The 18,985-nt window shown below is 40.1% G+C and carries 12 protein-coding genes, 1 tRNA gene and 3 pseudogenes; 10 read left to right on the plus strand and 6 right to left on the minus strand.

Features of this window, described 5'->3' with window-relative positions; all coding sequences use genetic code 11:
• Positions 1-131 precede the first annotated feature (131 nt).
• The 4 genes from hydA to ygeW form a co-directional block, all read right to left on the minus strand.
• Positions 132-1,511 carry a dihydropyrimidinase gene (gene hydA / locus IPK86_04340; protein QQS17077.1) on the minus strand — a complete coding sequence of 460 codons (1,380 nt, stop codon included), beginning with the start codon at positions 1,509-1,511 and terminating at the stop codon, positions 132-134.
• 73 nt (positions 1,512-1,584) lie between these two features.
• The gene (locus tag IPK86_04345) at positions 1,585-2,799 is read right to left on the minus strand and encodes a YgeY family selenium metabolism-linked hydrolase (GenBank protein ID QQS16638.1); all 1,215 of its coding nucleotides are present in this window, start codon (positions 2,797-2,799) and stop codon (positions 1,585-1,587) included.
• Positions 2,800-2,857: 58 nt separating this feature from the next.
• The gene (dpaL, locus tag IPK86_04350) at positions 2,858-4,063 is read right to left on the minus strand and encodes a diaminopropionate ammonia-lyase (GenBank protein QQS16639.1); all 1,206 of its coding nucleotides are present in this window, start codon (positions 4,061-4,063) and stop codon (positions 2,858-2,860) included.
• A gap of 90 nt (positions 4,064-4,153) precedes the next feature.
• Positions 4,154-5,341 carry a knotted carbamoyltransferase YgeW gene (gene ygeW, locus IPK86_04355; GenBank protein QQS16640.1) on the minus strand — a complete coding sequence of 396 codons (1,188 nt, stop codon included), beginning with the start codon at positions 5,339-5,341 and terminating at the stop codon, positions 4,154-4,156.
• Between the two features lie 436 nt (positions 5,342-5,777).
• On the opposite strand from ygeW, the gene IPK86_04360 reads away from it, so the two are divergent.
• From IPK86_04360 to IPK86_04375, 4 genes and pseudogenes are all read left to right on the plus strand, one after another.
• Positions 5,778-7,007, plus strand: coding sequence for an aspartate kinase (locus IPK86_04360; GenBank protein ID QQS16641.1), 1,230 nt, complete (start codon positions 5,778-5,780; stop codon positions 7,005-7,007).
• Positions 7,008-7,027: 20 nt separating this feature from the next.
• A tRNA-Ser gene (locus IPK86_04365) sits at positions 7,028-7,118 on the plus strand.
• 384 nt (positions 7,119-7,502) lie between these two features.
• Positions 7,503-7,805, plus strand: coding sequence for a hypothetical protein (locus IPK86_04370; protein ID QQS16642.1), 303 nt, complete (start codon positions 7,503-7,505; stop codon positions 7,803-7,805).
• Positions 7,806-7,938: 133 nt separating this feature from the next.
• Positions 7,939-9,374, plus strand: a pseudogene (locus IPK86_04375) (ABC-F family ATP-binding cassette domain-containing protein).
• 276 nt (positions 9,375-9,650) lie between these two features.
• Here the strand turns inward: IPK86_04375 and IPK86_04380 are convergent.
• Positions 9,651-10,337, minus strand: coding sequence for a cyclase family protein (locus IPK86_04380; GenBank protein QQS16643.1), 687 nt, complete (start codon positions 10,335-10,337; stop codon positions 9,651-9,653).
• Positions 10,338-10,839: 502 nt separating this feature from the next.
• Here IPK86_04380 and IPK86_04385 point away from each other — a divergent pair.
• Positions 10,840-12,414 (plus strand): ABC transporter substrate-binding protein, encoded by a 1,575-nt coding sequence (locus IPK86_04385; GenBank protein ID QQS16644.1) that lies wholly within the window; start codon positions 10,840-10,842, stop codon positions 12,412-12,414.
• A gap of 209 nt (positions 12,415-12,623) precedes the next feature.
• On the opposite strand, the pseudogene IPK86_04390 reads toward IPK86_04385, so the two are convergent.
• A pseudogene (locus IPK86_04390) lies at positions 12,624-13,915 on the minus strand (hypothetical protein).
• A 154-nt stretch (positions 13,916-14,069) separates the two neighbouring features.
• Between IPK86_04390 and IPK86_04395 the strand changes: the two are divergent.
• The 5 genes and pseudogenes from IPK86_04395 (at position 14,070) to IPK86_04415 (ending at position 17,351) form a co-directional block, all read left to right on the plus strand.
• A complete protein-coding gene (locus IPK86_04395; protein QQS16645.1) occupies positions 14,070-14,438 on the plus strand; it encodes a hypothetical protein in 369 nt (122 codons plus the stop codon).
• Positions 14,402-14,893, plus strand: coding sequence for a hypothetical protein (locus IPK86_04400; protein QQS16646.1), 492 nt, complete (start codon positions 14,402-14,404; stop codon positions 14,891-14,893). The genes IPK86_04395 and IPK86_04400 overlap by 37 nt, the downstream gene beginning before the upstream one ends.
• 799 nt (positions 14,894-15,692) lie before the next feature.
• Complete coding sequence (locus IPK86_04405; GenBank protein ID QQS17078.1) at positions 15,693-15,956, plus strand: aminotransferase class I/II-fold pyridoxal phosphate-dependent enzyme; 264 nt, start codon at positions 15,693-15,695, stop codon at positions 15,954-15,956.
• Positions 15,957-16,136: 180 nt separating this feature from the next.
• Positions 16,137-16,403: a hypothetical protein gene (locus IPK86_04410; protein QQS16647.1), complete on the plus strand. Its 267-nt coding sequence runs from the start codon at positions 16,137-16,139 to the stop codon at positions 16,401-16,403.
• Between the two features lie 434 nt (positions 16,404-16,837).
• Positions 16,838-17,351, plus strand: a pseudogene (locus tag IPK86_04415) (DNA alkylation repair protein).
• The last annotated feature ends 1,634 nt before the right edge of the window (positions 17,352-18,985 follow it).

The following is an 18,985-nucleotide window of genomic DNA, read 5'->3' on the forward strand; positions in this document are numbered from 1 at the left end:
GTTCGCATAAAGCCTTGTATGGTAAGTAATATGCAAATATGTAATCAATATTACAATTTTTCGATACTTCTTTTCTAATAACACAAATTAATTAATTTGAAGTAATGTTGTTCTACACTTAGCATGTCAACTTATAACGAAAAAGGTTGCCTTGGTAAAAATTTACCCCAACCGCGCCTACCGATAAATTGACCATTCTTAGCAACTACTTGACCACGTGATAGTGTAAAAATAGGCCAGCCATTTATCACGAATCCTTCAAAGGGCGTATAACCCGCATTGCTATGTAAAGCTTGATGCCTCAAAACAGTCCGGCGTTTGGGATCCATGATAACGATATCAGCATCACTGCCTTGAGCAATACAGCCTTTTTGAGGGAATAATCCAAAAAGTTTTGCGGGCATAGTACTGACTAATTCAACAAAATGACGAACCGATATGCGACCACTGACTACCCCTTCTGAAAACAGTAACGGTAATCTTGTTTCAACCCCAGGCAGTCCATTTGGACATTTGGTAAAGTCATCCTGACCAATTTGCTTTTGTTGTACGGTAAAAGCACAGTGATCGGTTGCTATGGTATCAATATGGCGGCTTGCAATGCCTACCCAAAGTTTATCGCATTCAGCTTTAGGTCTTAAAGGTGGACTGGCAATATAATACTGCCCATTTTGTTTTTCATAATAGCGCATATCTAACAGTACATATTGTGGACAAGTCTCGCACCATATAGGCTGGTTGGCCGCCTTAGCAAGCTTTATATAGTCAAGCCCTAAACCGTTTGAAAGATGCACAATATAAAGTGGCGCATTATTAGCTAGTTTAGCTAAATTGATGACGCGAGCAATAGCTTCGGCTTCACACTCCAAAGGGCGGCTGATTGCATGATAAATAGGCGCTGTACACCGCGTATTAACTAAGTGCGATCGATTGCGAGCAATTGCAGCATCATTTTCCGGGTGTACTGTTGTTACAGCACCCGCAGCTTGCATTGCCTCTAGCACATCTAAGATTGCTGCATCTGATAATTTAAATTGGTAGGTTAAATAAATCTTGAAACTACTAATACCAGCTTGATGCACCATTTGTGGAATTTCGCGCAAGATAGATGCATCAACATGTTGAATGACACCATGAAAACTATAGTCAATGACACTATTTTGTGCAGACACTTGATATTGATCCAACTGGTGATGTAGTGAACATCCAGAAGGACCAAAACCCATGTGATCAACAATTGTTGTAGTACCGCCACAAGCAGCAGAGACGGTGCCTGTATAAAAATCATCACAACTTTTAGCTAAACCGACATCAATATCAAAATGCGTATGTACATCAACGCCGCCTGGCATGACATAGCAGCCTTTCGCATCAATCGTTTCAATATTTTTGCTCAGTAATGATTGATGCGGCATCAGCTCGCGAATAATACCTTCTTCGATCAGTAAATCGCATGGTACTTCGCTATTAACATTAACCACGATACCATTTTTAATGAGTAACTGATCCATGATGATATGTTGACCTATTAATAAAGGCAAACCGCTTATCCAGTTTGCCTTTATTCTACTAGCTTTAGGCGACTTATTTTGCTAATTTATTCAGATAGACGAGTGGGATGACAGCATACATCGCAGCACTGACCACCAAATCTTTTTTCCAAGTTTTTTCATTGGGTGCGTGTGCTTCTTTTTCAAGCCCAGGTCCAAATCCGACAGTTGGAATACCATAGCGACCCGTGATGGAAACACCGTTTGTTGAGAATACCCACTTATCAATAACTGGTTTTTTGTTGAACAGTTTTTCATAAGCCGTTGCAACAGACTGTACCGCAACATTATCCTCTTCGACTCGCCAAGCTGGAAAATAGCATTCTGTTGGGTAGACAAGACCCGTATAGGAGGGTTTATCATAGTCATACATGGAAACTTTGGCGTTTGCCGCTTTGACCGCTGGCAATGCTCGAATTTCATCCAAAGCTCCTTCCCAAGTCTCTCCCCAAGTCAAACGACGGTCAATGGATACAGCGCAACTGTCCGCAACAGCACAACGGGATGGCGAGGTAAAAAAGATTTCAGAAACAGTCAATGTGCCTTTTCCCAAGAAAGGATCATCGCCGAGTCGGCCACTAAGCTCCTTTAATTCATTGAGAATAGGACCCATTTTGAAAATAGCATTGTCACCACGTTCAGGTGCTGAACCGTGACAGGATATACCTGTAACTTCAACACGAATTTCCATTCGTCCACGCTGACCACGGTAAATTTTACCATCAGTCGCTTCGGTACTAATCACAAATTCAGGACGAATCTTATCTTCTTGGACAATATATTGCCAACATAGTCCATCGCAGTCTTCTTCTTGTACTGTTCCGACGACAAGCAAAGTATATTCATCCTCTAATTTCAAGTCTTTGATGATTTTACCTGCATAGACCATGGAGGCCATACCACCTTCTTGATCTGACGAGCCGCGCCCGACGATCACTTCATCATCTTCCATTCCTTTGTAAGGGTCACATGTCCAGTTTTTGATATTACCAACACCTACCGTATCAATGTGAGCGTCCATAGCAACCAGATGTGGGCCGTGCCCAATCCAACCCAGCACATTACCTTGTGGATCAATTTCCACTTTATCAAAACCCACTTTTTCCATTTCTGCTTTAATGCACAACACTACTTCTTTCTCTTGACAACTTTCACTAGGAATAGCGATCATATCACGCAGAAATCGGCTCATATCTGCTTTATAAGACTCTGCTTTTTGAAGAACCTCTTTAAAAGGAATGTCTCTCATTCATTGCTCCTCAGGTGTTGGTTAGTCATTTTAAGTACACTACTTAGTTTTTTTAAAATCAGGGATTTGCAGCCCATTTTCCTTCCCAAACCACTTCTCGGTAGTGTTTTGTATCAGTATCCCCTTCTGTGCTAAAGCATAGCACAACGGAATCCTGATTTAAGCTAAGCTGTTGGAATAAAGCATGACGTTTCGGGTGATGGGCGATAGCACAAAGCAATCCAACACCAACAGCACCTGATTCACCAGAAACAACTTTTGCATCATGGCTTAGCGGATTACCCAAAACACGCATACCTAAAGCGGATACCTTGTCTTCACAAGAAGCAAAGTGACGCGCACAGCGCTTAATGACTTCCCAACCGAGTGGGCAGGGTTCGCCACAGGCAAGCCCTGCCATGATGGTTGCCATATCTCCGGTAACATTAACAGGTACTCCACTGGGATTTTTTCCAGAACGGTAGAGGCAGTCAGCTTGATCAGGCTCTACAATGGTAACATTGAGTTTTTCTGCACCATAATAGTCACTCAGTACACCAAGTACACCGCCTGCCATGGCTCCAACACCTGCTTGTAAAAAGACATGTGTTGGGTTAAGCCATGCTTGTTGTTTGACTTGATCAATAGCTTCCATGGCCATTGTTGCGTAGCCTTGCATAATCCATGTAGGAATCTCGGTATAGCCTTCCCAAGAAGTATCTTGCACTATAAACCAATTATTTTTGTCAGCCAATTCGCTGGTCATGCGTACTGTGTCATCGTAATTCATATCGGTCACATAACACTCAGCACCCAATGCTTTGATGCGATCAACGCGCTCTTGTGCAGAACCTTTTGGCATATAGATAATACACTTTTGACCCAATTTTTGAGCTGCCCACGCAACACCACGACCATGGTTTCCGTCGGTCGTTGAAATAAAAGTCATTTTTCCAGCAATTTCTTGTTGTAGTTTTGCAAAATCAAATTGATCAATCGACAAATTCAATCGTTGGCAGATCAAGCGAGCAATGGCATACGCTCCACCTAGCATTTTGAAAGCATTTAAGTCAAAACGCTGAGATTCATCTTTAACCAAAATTTTGGCAACACCGATTGTTTGAGCAAGGGCATCCAGTGAATAAAGTGGTGTTGGTCGGTAACCTTGGATTTTGCTGTGAAAAGCCAAAGCTTTGCTGGATTCTTTAACGTTGAACAAGGTAGATAACTCGCCTGTAAAATGCGCGTTGTCCACAATATCCATCTTGAGCGAGAAGGTTGACACTGAGATAATCTCCTTTTATTTCATCAACTCGTCATTTATCTAATGGTTGATTTTTAAGTAGCTCGTCCGAAGACAAGCTACTTATTGAGGTTAGAGAATACGCTTATCTGCTTTTTGTATGAGTTTTTCAAAAACTTCACCAACATGCTGGAATTTTCGATTCATAATCATAGCAGCGATAATGTAGGGCTTCCAACTTGCTTCCTTGTAAGTTGCAATGCGATATCTTTCAAAAACGCTATCTGCTACTTCACCTTCTTTACACGATACACCTGTGATATCAGCAGGCAAACAGTGCATATACAGTGCTTTGGCATTCTTGGTTAACTGCATAACCGCTTCAGTGCAATGCCAATCTTTATGTTTTGCGTTTTGTGCAAGCGCTTCTTGTTCAAGTGTTTTGAGACCAGCATGATCATGAGCGCGCAATAATTCCGTTCGTTTGCCCATGATATGGTAGGGTGCCCAAGATTTTGGATAGACAATATCGGCTTCTTGGAAAGCTTTTTCCATGCTATGACTGTGTTCAAAGCTACCACCCGATAGGGTAGCATTTTTGCGAGCTTCATCCACAACATCGGGAATAAGATCATAGCCTTCGGGATGTGCAAGCGATACATGCATGCCAAATCTTGTCATCAAACCAATAATTGCCTGCGGGACAGACAGGGGTTTACCATAACTTGGAGAATACGCCCAAGTCATCGCAATTTTTTTGCCTTTCAAATTATCTAATCCACCAAAATGCTCTTGTAACCAAGCCAAATCTGCCATGGATTGGGTAGGGTGATCAATGTCACACTGTAAATTAATAATGGCTGGCCTTTGCGGTAAGACACCCTGTTTAAATCCGTCGTCTAATGCATCGCCGACTTCCCGCATATAAGCGTTTCCTGCACCTAAGTACATATCATCACGAATACCAATAACATCGGCGCAAAACGCAATCATGTTAGCCGTTTCACGCACCGTTTCACCATGTGCAATTTGCGACTTTCCTTCATCTAGATCCTGTTGTGCTAAACCCAACATGTTAATGGCAGAAGCGAAAGAAAAGCGCGTTCTTGTTGAGTTATCACGAAAAATTGACACGCCAAGCCCATTGTTAAAAACATTGGTCGCAATATTAGCGGCACGTAGTTTTCGAATGGCTTCTGCAGTCTTTAATATGCGTTTGAGTTCCTCTGGAGTTTGCTGCCAAGTAAGCAAAAAATCCTTTTCATGTAATTGGGAGGGGAGCGCTTTGAGTTCTGCAATAATTTGTTGAATGTCTTTCATTATCTAATTCCTAAAGGTATTAACACTAAACATGTACTATCCACAAAAAATAGGCCAGCTCTCTATGGTCTAAGGGGGCGAGCCTACTGTCAAGCTACCATTGGCTAAAAAATTGGCAAGATGCATAGCGTTGCGCGTGAATCACTAGATTTCCGTTTTTTTGTTAATTTCTATATCGAACAACCCAACAGCCACTGCTATGCAAGAAAAATAACATCACGGGCGAAGTTAAGTTCAGGTTGCAATTATGATAAAAAAACAAGCATTTTGCAATCAATAATTGATTGGATGGGGTATGATGAACGTCCCTAGAATAGGATTTTATGGCTGCGATTAACGTGCATCGCTTGCATGGGTTGGTCGTCAAGTAAGGCTATTAATTTTATATAGCATGAAACATTTTTGTGGATTTTTTACGTTTATTTGACAGGTCAGTATGACATTGATTGTTCAAAAGTATGGCGGTACTTCGGTTGGCTCTGTTGAGCGTATTAATGAAGTAGCAAAGCGTATGGCGTGGTGGAAGTCAAAGGGGCATAGATTGGTAGCAGTTGTCTCTGCGATGAGTGGTGAGACCAACCGCTTGTTGGATCTTGCTTACCAAATTGATACTGCACCTAACCAGCGCGAGTTAGATGTTGTAGCAGCAACAGGCGAACAAGTTACGGTTGGGCTACTAGCTATTGCTCTTCAAAAAATAGGGATTAAGGCAAAAAGTTATTGTGGTTGGCAGGTACCTGTGATAACAGACAATGCCCATAATAGAGCACGCGTTGCTAAGATTGATGAGACAACTATACGTGCTGACTTAAAGGCAGGCTATGTTGTGGTAGTTACAGGCTTTCAAGGTATTGATGAAAATCATAACATTACCACACTAGGGCGAGGCGGATCGGATACCTCAGCAGTAGCACTAGCTGTTGCATTAAAAGCAAAAGAGTGTCAGATTTATACTGATGTAGATGGAGTTTATACTACCGATCCTCGCATTGAGCCACATGCGAGACGGCTTAATACGATTACCTTTGAAGAGATGTTAGAAATGGCCAGTTTAGGCTCTAAAATTTTACATCCTCGATCCGTAGAGTTAGCGGGTAAAAACCATCTACGTTTACGCGTTTTATCCAGCTTTGAAAAAGATGGGGATGGTACGTTGATTACTTTTGAAGAAGATGAAAATATGGAAGAAGCTATTGTTTCGGGTATTGCTTTTGATAACAATATTATGCGCATTAACGTAAAAGAGGTGCCTAATAAACCAGGTAGTGCCTACCAAATTTTAGGCCCCATTGCTGATGCAAATATTGAAGTGGATATGATTATTCAAAATGATAGTAATCATGGTGTGACAGACTTTTCTTTTACGGTGCCTCGTGCTTATGGCCAACAAGCAGTGGCTATTTTACAAAAATTACAAGCAAAAATTGGTGCCTCTGATGTTAATATTGCTGATCAGCTGGTTAAATTATCCATTATTGGTGTGGGCATGCGTTCACATTGTGGTGTTGCTGCGACCGTGTTCCAAGTTTTAGCACAACAAGGCATCAATATTGAATTAATTGCGACGTCTGAAATTAAAATTTCTGTATTAATTGATAAAAAATATCTAGAATTAGCAGTACGAGTGCTGCATAAAGCATTTAAGCTTGATGCGCCTCGGTCTTGATTCAGTGTATTGTTAAAATCGGAGAAATGGCCGAGTGGCTGAAGGCACACCCCTGCTAAGGGTGCATACGGAAAACCCGTATCGAGGGTTCGAATCCCTCTTTCTCCGCCAGTTTACACGGCTCGAACTTTTTTGGCGTGAATTTCTAAATTATCAAATATCTCTCTGAACCCAATTATTCATAAGCTTTGGCACGTTTTAGTCAACCGACACATACGTACTTAGAGAATCGCAAAATCACCGATTTTACCCAACAATCTCCCTTTTTAATCTCCGTTTCTCCATTAGATGCGAATGTCCGACCCGAATGTATTGTGGGTCGTGTGATGAATAAAAAACACGCAGGCCAAAATTGATCAGAAGTCTTGAAACATGATGCCACTTTGGCTATCTGCACTGATTGCAGCTATTCGCGAATTTAGTCAGATATTTTAGCTTATTTGCTGGGTCGAGAGTGGTTGAAGCGTGGACAAGCGGAAAAAAACGTAGAGCTCCATGAAACCTATGGAAAACTGGATGGACAAAATAAATCTTATCATGATCGGGGTAAGTCTGGCCTGCTTGAGCGGCTGCGCAAGCGCAGGGATGCAGAATCAAAGTAGTTGTCCAGCTTATCCCCATTATACCCAAGAAGAATGGCAGAAGATCGAGCAGTCCGTGACTGAATTGCCAGAACAAAGCCCACTGATTCCTACGCTGCAGGACTATATGGACTTGCTGGATAAGTTGGAAGCTTGCCAAAAAATTGAGATTGAATTATTTTCTAAAATAGGGTACCGTGTAAGCATAGTATGCTAGAAATGTCAATTTGAGGTTTATCCGTATCATGAAAATAATCTCTTAAAGTAGCCCTGCGGAGGGTATAAGATCAAAGCTCTTCAGCTTACGTCTTAATTTGTTATAGCCCTAAATACTTTAAGAGGTGCGTGTGATACATAAACCGATTCAGATCAAAAATCTTCAGCTGTCCTTCACACATAAAACCTGTTTTGACAATTTTACTGTGCAAATCCCCTATGGTAGTCGTATCGCCATTATTGGTTGTAACGGTAGTGGAAAAACGACATTGCTCAAAATATTGAATGGCATGGTGGAACCCACAAGTGGTGATATTGGGTGCACTGACGATGTAGTCTTTGGATTTGTGCCACAGATTATTGAAGATTTTGATGCGTTAAGCGGTGGCCAGCGTCTTAATCAGGCCATTACACAAGCATTGAGTCTTGATCCTAACGTATTGCTGCTGGATGAGCCAACCAATCATTTAGATAGATATAACCGTAAAAGCCTGATGCGAATGTTGCAATCATACCCTGGCACTCTCATTGTTGTTTCCCATGATACCGAACTGCTCAGAAATTGCATTGATACCTTATGGCATATCAATAATGGCCAAATCCGTATATTCAATGGCGCTTATGATGATTACATTTGTGAATTAAGGAGGCACAGAGCTTCTATAGAGCAAGAATTAGCACGCCTCAAACGACATAAGAAAGACATGCATCACGATTTAATGAAAGAGCAAAAACGTGCTGCTAAAAGCAAGGACAATGGTGAAAAAAGCATTCATCAAAGAAAATGGCCAACTATCGTAAGTCATACCAAAGCCGGAAGAGCTGAGGAAACTTCAGGTCACAAAAAATCCACCATCGATCATAAAAAACAAGATTTAACTGAACAACTTTCAAATCTCCACCTGCCCGAAATTATTATGCCTAAATTTTCATTAACCAGTGCAAGCGTTGGTGATCGGACGATTATATCGATTAGTGATGGGTATGTAGGATATGCGGAACAAGAGCCCCTGCTTCAAAAAATCAATCTATCAATAGGCTCAAGAGATCGCGTCAGTATTCAGGCGATAATGCCAGCGGCAAATCAACACTGATTAAGGCAATTTTAGATGATGTCAGTGTTATTAAAGCGGGCAATTGGCATACACCAAAGGTCAGTGCTATTGGATATTTGGATCAGCATTACAGTACCTTGTCTGCTAAAAAGACGGTATTAGAGACCATTGCTGAATTGGTGCCAACCTGGCCCCATATTGCAGTGCGTCGTCATTTAAACGATTTTCTATTCCGCAAAAATGAAGAGGTCAACAGCCTGGTTGCTCGGCTATCAGGCGGTGAAAAGGCACGTCTGTCACTCGCACAAATTGCAGCTAAAACACCTAAACTTCTGATCTTGGATGAGATCACGAATAACCTTGATTTAGAAACAAAAGAACATGTAGCGCAAATCCTCAAAGCTTATCCCGGAGCGATGATTATCATCTCCCATGATGCTGATTTCCTGAAAGAGATAGGTGGGATTCTTTTTTTTAAAATTAGTGATGGCTATGCAAGTTTTAGCACCAGATGATGGCAATTAAATTCGAACCCTCGTTTTAGGTAAACTTTATGCGCAGCATGTCTTGCATATCCTGTGTCCAAATGAACCTCTTGGCACAAAAGTTCCCTTGCAATTTGTATGACATGATCTAATAAAATTTAACCATATCCTTTACCACGGTTTTTTCTTTTGTGATCAAATCATCAATATAAAGAATTTCCCCCCATGCAAGCATTGTAAGAAAAGGCTGTGTTTACGGAGAAGATAATTGAACATCATAATAAAATAACTTTTTTCAAGATCTACCTATTTTTTAATGAACCCAACTAATCTTACTGGAGCTTCTGTCCCGTCTTTAATTTTGATGGGAAGAACCATAGTAAAACTGTTTGTAGGTAGCATACTATCCAAATTTGCTACATTTTCTATGATTATCTTATCCGAGCCTAAAAAGGTTTTATGCACTTTAAAGCCATCCTCAGGGCGATCGGGTGAAAGTGTATCAATGCCAAGAGCATTCACGCCTCGTTCAAATAAAAGTGACGCGGCTCCAGAAGATACGGATGGAAATACATGGTTGTTATGGTATTTCGAAGGTGTATGCCAAAATTTGCTCCAACCAGTTTTAACCATCGCACATGAGCCTTTTGGAATAAGCCCATACTTACTTTCAAAATCCAATACATCTTGGGCGCTTAAGGAATAGCGTTCGTGGCATTTATCTGATACATTGATGACCACGCACGGCATTATCAAGTCATTCACATCAAAATCATAAATGAATTTTCCTCCAAGAATACAGTGGCTTGGCGCGTCCATGTGCGTGCCGATTCCAGCATGCATTTTTACTTTCATCACACGGAATTTATCTTCGCTCGTGCAATCAGAATAATCTATATGCACATCATGATTAAACCCGCATCCACCATTCCAGGTAGGGATAGTGCTATCGAGCGCGTGGGTTAAGTCAATAAGTTTATAGGGGAAAGTCATAATTTACTCCTGATGCTTTTGATCTAATCTTGCGGGCCAAATAGTAGTTGCATCACCAAACTTTGGATCAGCTGATCAGCTACTTTATGGTCGATTAAAAAACCCTTTAGGTTACTAATAGACATAAATGCTATAGCAAGTACTAAAAAGTGTCATATTTCGTTATTTTAAGAACATAGCAAGCTTAGTTTGAGTAAGAATCCTTATCATCAAAAACAGCAAAAATCAATAATAGCGGCATTTCTCATCACCACGGATGGTGATAATGGGTAGCATTATTATCGAAATCTGCTAGAATCCTGGTCGGCGAAGTTGACATTCCCCACCCAGTTTGGGGGTGATTATTTGAAGGAATACCAACCTTCTCCAGTTAATCATTTTGCACAATTACCCTCCCCCCTCAAAAATAAAAATGAGCGCCTTAAATAGGTAATACGTAATATGCGTTACAATTGGAAAATTTTGTTAATCGGGTCACTTCACTAATATAGCGAGCATCACGATGAAATCATCTAAATCATTTTTTGGGATCATTTTTACTGCCTCTTTACTGATCCTCAATCTTGCTGGCTGTTCTTCGAAACCGAATGAAAAAGAAAAAGCCAATGTATCCAACAAAACATTGGTTATTGGTTTGTTAGCTGGTCCAGCTGGTTTTGACCCAGCGCAGTATACAACACATGATGACCTAGTTCCTTCCAACCCAATTTACGACCGATTGGTTTCTTTTAAACGCGGAACCACTACCATTGTCCCAAGCCTTGCCGAAAATTGGAAAGTTTCCAAAGATGGTTTAACTTATACCTTCTATTTAAGAAAAGGTGTTAAGTTCCATACCACCAATTACTTTAAACCCACAAGAGATTTTAATGCTGATGATGTGGTGTTTACCTTTAATCGTATACTTGATCAAAAACACCCCTTTAGAGTCGCCTATCCTGCAGAATTTCCTAACTTTGAAGATACTGATCGAAATTTGATCAAAGTAGTGAAGGTGGATCCTTACACTGTGCAATTTGTCTTACGTAAACCGGAAAGAATGCTAGGGGATTTGGCTGCACCTTCTTCCTCCATTTTATCTTGGGAATATGCCCAGCAGCTTCTTCGACAAGGTAAAGCGTCAGACATTGGCGTAAAACCGATTGGCACTGGCCCTTTTATCCTCAAAGAATATCGTAAGAATCAGCAGATTCGTTGTGTTGCTAACAAAAATTATTGGGATCAACGTCCTGAAAACCAGTTAAAGCTTGATGGGCTGGTTATGTCCATTGTTCCTGAGTTAGCGATCCATGTCAAAAAACTACAAGCAGGTGAATTGCATGTGCTTGGAAAATTACTACCCTTAGATATTCCAAAATTCAAAAAAGACCCGAATTTTGTTGTGCATCAAGCCCTTTCCATAGATGCTTGGTTTATTGTGTATAATACACAAAAGTCCTTTTTAAGGGACAAACGAGTTCGCCAAGCACTAGATATGGCTCTTGATAAAAAAGCCATTTTGAAGGTCTTTAACGGTGCTGCCGTGCCACTTGCTACGCAGGTACCTACCCTTCAATGGGGGCATGATCCTTCCATTCAAAACCGGCCTTTTAATCCCACTAAAGCCAAACAATTGCTCAAGCAAGCAGGTTATCCAAAAGGTTTTAATCTTAAATTTTTGATTGCACTGAAACTGGTACCTACGAATGATTTAATTGCACAAATTATTCAAAGTAATTGGGCCAAGATTGGCGTGAAAGTTCAACTTGTTTCCTACACAGGAGGTGAATTTTGGCAACACGCCCGGGCAGGCGAGCACGACGCCATGTTTATGGGTGGTATAGGTAACAACGGTGACCCCGGTAACTTTCTCATTGCGCATACTTGTCAAGCAATTGCCATTGGCCAGAATTTATCTAAATGGTGCCACAAGCCTTTTGATCGTTTATATGATAAGGGACGCTATTCACTTGATCATACTGAGCAGGTTAATATTTATAAACAAGCACAGCAACTTCTCAAAGAAGAAGTGCCTCTATCACCCTTTTCACCAGAATGGACGCGCATGTTACCCATAAATCCGTCAAGGGCTATGTGATACCTCTATTAACACCACAACAATATACGGGTATTTCAATTGAGTAAGGTTGATTTGAATCCCACGCTAGCTTTTGGATAGCGTGGGATTTTCTAATTGATTCTTCAGGTAGGGCGAGGATATAAGACTAAAAAGCTGTTAAATGACAAGAAGAGTAAATAAACTGATTTAACTTAATCTTTATAAATCCTACGACGTTATTTTCAGATTTATGCAGAGCTTAAGCGCTCTTGGAGTATTCTTTGGTAAGCTTTAAAATTTTTAATCGGTTTTTGTGCGACTCCACTGACCATAGCAGCTTTCGCTACAGCAGATGAGACAACATAAATGAGTCTTGGATCGAATATACTGGGCATGATATATTCAGACCCATATTCCATTTTTTTGCCTTTATGAGCAGCAAAGACAGCTTCTGGTACTGGTTCACGTGCCAGCAAAGCAATAGCTTGTGCTGCGGCAAGTTTCATAGCCTCATTAATCGTTGTGGCACGAACATCTAAGGCACCTCTGAAAATGTAGGGAAATCCAATCAAATTATTAATTTGATTGGGATGATCTGATCGACCAGTAGCAATCAATACATCAGGTCTTATTGCTTTAGCAGCTTCTGGGAAAATTTCTGGATTGGGATTCGCCAAAGCAAAAATAATCGGGTTGGGTGACATGAATTGGATAAGCTCAGGCGACAATGTGTTTTGCAGTTGATAGACCAATAAATACATCAGCTCCTTTCATTGCATCAGTCAACGTGCGGGCATTGGTTTTAATCGCATGCTTGGTTTTCCAAGGGTTCATGTTTTCCTGCCGACCTTCATAAATTACGCCTGTTCTATCCAAAGCAATGACATGTTCATGTGGCACGCCATAATGCTTGATCAGATTCATACAAGCCGTACCAGCAGCGCCCGTACCGCTTAATACAACGCGGATCATTTTCATGTTCTTTTTAGTAAGATGCATAGCATTAATAAGTCCCGCTAAAACGACAATAGCTGTGCCATGTTGATCGTCATGAAACACAGGAATATCCATCATTTTTTTGAGCGCTTCTTCAATGACAAAGCATGCTGGTGAGGCGATATCTTCTAAATTAATGGCACTAACCTGGGCCAAGGTAACGCACAGCATTGATGAAAGTATCCGGATCAGTTGTATCCACTTCAATATCAATCGCATCAATATCAGCAAAACGCTTTGATAAAGCTGCTTTACCTTCCATCACTGGCTTGGAAGCTAGTGCACCAATTTTACCGAGCCCTAGTACAGCTGTACCATTATTAGAAATGACGGCAACCATATTGCCTTTTGTGGTGTAGCGATAGGCTGATAGAGGGTCTTCGTGAATCGCTAGACAAGGCATAGCAACACCTGGTGTATAGGCAAGTGATAAATCATGTTGGTTAGCAAGTGGTTTAGTCGGTATAATGGCAATTTTTCCAGCTTTACGCTTTTCGTGAAAACGCAAAGCTTCTTGCTTTAGTTGCTTTTCGAGCTTGATCATAAAAAAGTACCGTCCATTTTAATTATAGTATGCATTGGATGAGCATTTTAAAACAATTTTGTATAATGTTGCTGGTAATCTGATACAAGTTGAGGCGCTCAGTTGGCTAAATACTTTCTAACAAACGATAATCCATTTTTGAATTGAGCTAACAATGACTACAGTTCCAAGTTTCATTTTTGATAAGCGTAAGGCTTATTCCATATTGGCTGTTAGCACGCTAACCTTTATCATTGGTTACATGGTATGGATGATGTTTGCGGTCATTGGCGTCTTTATCAAGAGTAGATTGAATCTGAACGCAACAGAATTTGGTTTGCTGATGGCTGTTCCAGTTTTTACTGGTTCTTTGATGAGAGCACCTTTAGGTTTTTTAGTAAATCGTTTTGGTGGTCGTATCGTCATGTTTGTGGTGTTGCTGTTTTCAGTTATACCGATTTGGGTAGTTGGTTTGCTAAGTTGTATTGGCATTTTTAGCATTGAGGAATGTTTACGGGCATCGTTGGCGGTACCTATGGCATAGGTATCCCTATCGTTGCTCACTGGTTGCAAGCATCGTCAGGATTGGCCATGAGTATCTACGGAGCAGGCAGTATTGGGACAACTCTTAATAAAATGCTTGCTCCTTTATTGATTGCGCTATCTAGTTGGGTCATTGTTCCGCAAGTTTATGCTTGCCTTGTGCTCGTCGCGGCTCTACTATTTTGGCTATTTAGTTATCAAAATACCGATCATATTACTACGAGTAAAGTAACACTTAGAGAACAAATTGGAACCTTAAAAGACAAAATTGTGCTGTGTTATTGTCATTACTATTCTATTTCTTTCGGAGCATTTGTAGCACTAAGTTTATGGATGGTTCAGTATTATAAGGACGAATTTAGTTTGAGTCTTGAACAAGCTGCTTTCTTGACAGCCGTTTTACCTTCCCGGCCAGTATGTTTAGAATACTGGGTGGGTGGCTCAGATAAAGTATGATGGCCAAGTTGTTACGTTGTGGACAATGCGCATTGGCTGTCTTTGTACATTTTTCTTGTCTTTTCCCAGTGCGAGTATTACATTTTTCTTCAGGGTTTTTACGTCGAATTAGTCCCCTACATTTTGCTGTACTGATGTTCATTTTGGGCATCTGTCTCTCCTTAGTAAAGCTAGTGTCTACAAATTTATTAGTGACAACTATATAGCTAAAATTAGGCGCCGTATCGGGCATTGTTGGTACAGTAGCTGGTATCAGTGGCTCACTTTGGTTGTTTTTTTGGTTTTTGTTTGATTTAACAGGCATTAGATCAACTACTTTTATGTTTTTATTTTTGATGATTTTTTTAGCGCTATCTTATTACGTGCTACTAAAACAAAATAGATTTTTATATGTTGAATGTCTAGAAGATCTAGCGATAACTGAGAAATTATCCAGTCTAACCTTCTTACTTGCTACAACAACTTTGAATTTTGTGCCTAGTTAATGCATGGATTCAGTTTTAGGCGAAAGCTTGTTGGTGAATAAATTTTATTTTGCTATCAATCAAGCGCATGAATGATAGTTTTTCTTAATTTTGGAAAGGGTTGACGATGACGTCGTGGATAACTCAAATTGTGCGTCCCGAAATTCGACTTTAGTGCCTTATAGTTCAGCACGTAGCGAATACAGTAGCCAAGGGGCACAACGAAGTTCAACTAGATGCCAACGAAAATCCTTGGAAGCCTCGCGGGCAAAGCGTATCAATTAACCGTTATCCCGAACCGCAGTCCATCCAGTTAAAACAAAAAATAGCAAGTTATACAACTTATAGCGCCTGAGCAGTTATTAATCTCAAGAGGTGCTGATGAAGCCATTGATTTATTAATTCGCACATTTTGTCGTCCTGGAAAAGATGCCATTATTGCTCGCCCACCTACCTTTGGCTCTTACACTGTTTATGCCTCATATCCAATCAGCAAAGTCATTAATATTCCATTGGATACGAAAGATTTTTCGTTGAATTTATCGGGTATGATGTCGTTGTTCAAGACGTCAAGATTGTTTTATTTGTACGCCAAATAATCCAACAGGTTCAACCGTATCGTTGGATCAGATCCAAGCTTTATGCGAAAATTATAAGGGTCGAGGCTATTGTTGTGGTTGACAAGCTTATATTGATTTTGCTGATATGCCGCTGCCTTAACGCTATTAAAACAATATGCTAATCTTGTTGTATTAAAGAACATTTCTAAAGTATATAGCTTGGCTGGGGCGAGAGTTGGCGTTTTGGTTGGCAATGCCGATATTAGTTGCTCTAGTGAGAAAAGTTTTGGCGCCTTATCCTATTTAACGTTCTGTTATAACGCGGCTTTTGATGTATTAACGCCGGAGAATTTGGTTGATGTTAAAGAACGCATTGCCATTCTCAAAGAAGAAAATATCTATCAACGTTTACGGCAATCCAGTGTGCTGACAAAGTTTGGCCAAGTACGCCAACTTTTTATTGGTGATTGCAAAAGGGGCGGATGATCTATATCAAAACTCAAAAGACCAAAAACGTGATTGTGAGAAATTGGAATAAAGTCATCCCCTGGCGGCTTAAGAATTACGGTTGGAGCGCTTAAGAGAATCAAAGGTTATTAGCAGCACTGGATTGGTTGTAGCAAGTAGTCTTGCTTGATATATTAAGCGTTTTCTTAGCAAACTTGGTAGTATTGATGAAAAAACTTGCCAAGGCTACGATCAGCATTGGCTGATGGTGTTAGCGTATCTCCTCAAAAGCAGCTTCTTTGTTTAAGACTGATTCGGGATGTTATACGGCTCATGACCAGTTCATAGGTGTGACCGTTCCAACCATCAGAAAAATTGAAAACAATTCGAGTTCTACTGATTAAGGCGATCACAAGGTTTTATTGACCTCTTCTATTAACGAACGAAGGTTTTTAGCGCTCACTATTCTGATTATGCAGTATCAAAAATCAGACCTTGTGCAACGCGAAAAACTGTATAAGTTTTGTGGATCGCCTTCAACATATCAATAATTGGAATTTGGTTTCCTCAGCACATTGGATTATTGGTGCGCATTTGTTTGATAAAGATCGTTGTTTATTAGAACAACTAGCACAATCGATAATTATAGTCGCGAAGGTTGCTATGGTAGCGGCTTGGTATTTTATTCGGCAGGGCGATATATTATGGACATTCAAAATTGCAACCAGCTTTTGGCAGATCAAAGAAGATCTTATTCATAAAGCGGTAGGTTGGATGCTAAGAGAAGCTGGGAAGCGTGATGAAAGCGCGCTTACTCAATATCAACAGAAATATGCTTCAATCATGCCAAGAGTAATGCTGCGTTATGCCATTGAAAAATTATCACCAACGATTCGTCAAGTATCTCGCAATGCGTTAAATCGTGCCAATAAAAATTGCAATACTTCATCTAATCCATTGTTGTTGGTTGTGTTGATGCTAATTTAGCTCGAGACCAGCGACAAAACCTGACCACTCCATAAGAAAGTGTATGCCACATATGGTGAAAACAATTTCCAGCCATAACTATTTATAAATAATGGCCACAGGTGTTCTTTAGGAAAAATACCAGCAGGCAGAAAGGGTTATTACAACTCCCGTATCAAGTAAAGTGATACCATGGTACTACCACTAGTTCTTCCACAAGTATCTTCCCCAGGGGAGTTTTTCGGATGGCTAAGTAAAGGAAAATATCAAATGATTGTGAGGAAATATAACAGGCAATCGTAGTGATATGATGAACATTTCAACAAACATACAAAAGTATTGTGAAAAGATAAACTGGTCATTTTGACCATGTGGTGTAGGTAAAGTATCTATAAATAAAACCAACAGCTACCTTGGCACTGGCTATATAGCGCTACTCACTAAAAAACCTCGCTTTTTTCTTTGCCATGGAGTTCTGTAATTAAATCACTGATAAAGATGAAATCGGATACAAAGCCGCACCACATAGTTCAAATTCAGGATCAACAGAAAATTTAGCGCAACAAACCACAGTAAACCAAATTTGATAGTACGATCACCAGCGCAAATAGTGGCGCACAAGTCCCGTGAAGATTCTTTCATTAGAGAACATAGAAAATATCCATTTCGTAAGTAATAGTGAAATAGTATTTTATCACGCTCATCTTTTCTCATCAATTGTTTGGATATTGCTGACTAAATACTCACCTATTAGCGTAATAAGGAGCTGGAAGAACGCTTTATTTAATGTGAGAAGCGCTTTATATCTCTAATTTGCAATGTTTCCGGGGATTTACTGGGCAGATGCAGTATTCCTTTACCAAAGATGATTGACCTAAGTAATAGTTGGACAATGGACAGCTTTCATTTACAGTGCCATTAGCAATATCATCCTTACTATTTGTAATCTGAGTCATTAGAATAAAGCAGGCACCATAATATAACCAAGATGTTCTTCAAAGTAAACCAAATAGGTTTCCGACAGCAGCACGTAATGATCAGTACACTAATTAATTAATGGCTGTCAAAACGCCATTGAGACGTTTCTAATGACTTGAATTGAGCGAGATTTTAAGATAGCACGTAGATACCTTTTCCTCTAAGATTTGATACCATCCCAGACATTAGGGGCTTGATTTGAAGCTTAGCTGCGATTTCTTGAAGTACATTGGGAGCAATACCTCCTACTTTTTAAGTTTTGCATTACCTGCAAAGTCTATGCTGCGCAGAGAAAGCTTAGGGACTTTGGATCCTTATATATTATTTTCCTTTCTAACTCCTTTAAATTTTTGTATCGTGCTTGACATCCATAAACCGACCCGTTTGAGTATCGCGCTTAGTAAAGCGTTCGTTTGTGGTTTTTACTTGACTCTTCCTTTAACTGCACCCCGACAGCTCCCATCACCAGACAGTGGATTCTTTGCCATGTAGCTTGTACCTCCTGATTTGATAGTAAATTTTAATTTCCTTTATATATTTATAACTAGATAAATCTAAACACAATATCACATGCAAAAGTTGAAAATCATTAGTCATTATTATGAAACAGTATTTTCAAATACCAACACCTGTCTGATTTGATACTTAACAAATTATCTTTAAATTCCTTATTTTTT

The organism is Neisseriales bacterium (genome assembly GCA_016699915.1).
In the GTDB taxonomy this organism is placed as follows: Bacteria; Pseudomonadota; Gammaproteobacteria; order Burkholderiales; family Q3-R57-64; genus Q3-R57-64.

Excerpts from the sequence above, each read along its gene's own strand:
- ygeW (QQS16640.1), bottom strand. The coding sequence starts at position 5,341 with ATGAAAGACATTCAACAAATTATTGCAGAACTCAAAGCGCTCCCCTCC.
- IPK86_04370 (QQS16642.1), top strand. The coding sequence starts at position 7,503 with ATGAAACCTATGGAAAACTGGATGGACAAAATAAATCTTATCATGATC.
- IPK86_04360 (QQS16641.1), top strand. The coding sequence starts at position 5,778 with ATGACATTGATTGTTCAAAAGTATGGCGGTACTTCGGTTGGCTCTGTT.
- IPK86_04380 (QQS16643.1), bottom strand. The coding sequence starts at position 10,337 with ATGACTTTCCCCTATAAACTTATTGACTTAACCCACGCGCTCGATAGC.
- IPK86_04395 (QQS16645.1), top strand. The coding sequence starts at position 14,070 with ATGACTACAGTTCCAAGTTTCATTTTTGATAAGCGTAAGGCTTATTCC.
- IPK86_04385 (QQS16644.1), top strand. The coding sequence starts at position 10,840 with ATGAAATCATCTAAATCATTTTTTGGGATCATTTTTACTGCCTCTTTA.
- IPK86_04345 (QQS16638.1), bottom strand. The coding sequence starts at position 2,799 with ATGAGAGACATTCCTTTTAAAGAGGTTCTTCAAAAAGCAGAGTCTTAT.
- hydA (QQS17077.1), bottom strand. The coding sequence starts at position 1,511 with ATGGATCAGTTACTCATTAAAAATGGTATCGTGGTTAATGTTAATAGC.
- IPK86_04400 (QQS16646.1), top strand. The coding sequence starts at position 14,402 with ATGTTTACGGGCATCGTTGGCGGTACCTATGGCATAGGTATCCCTATC.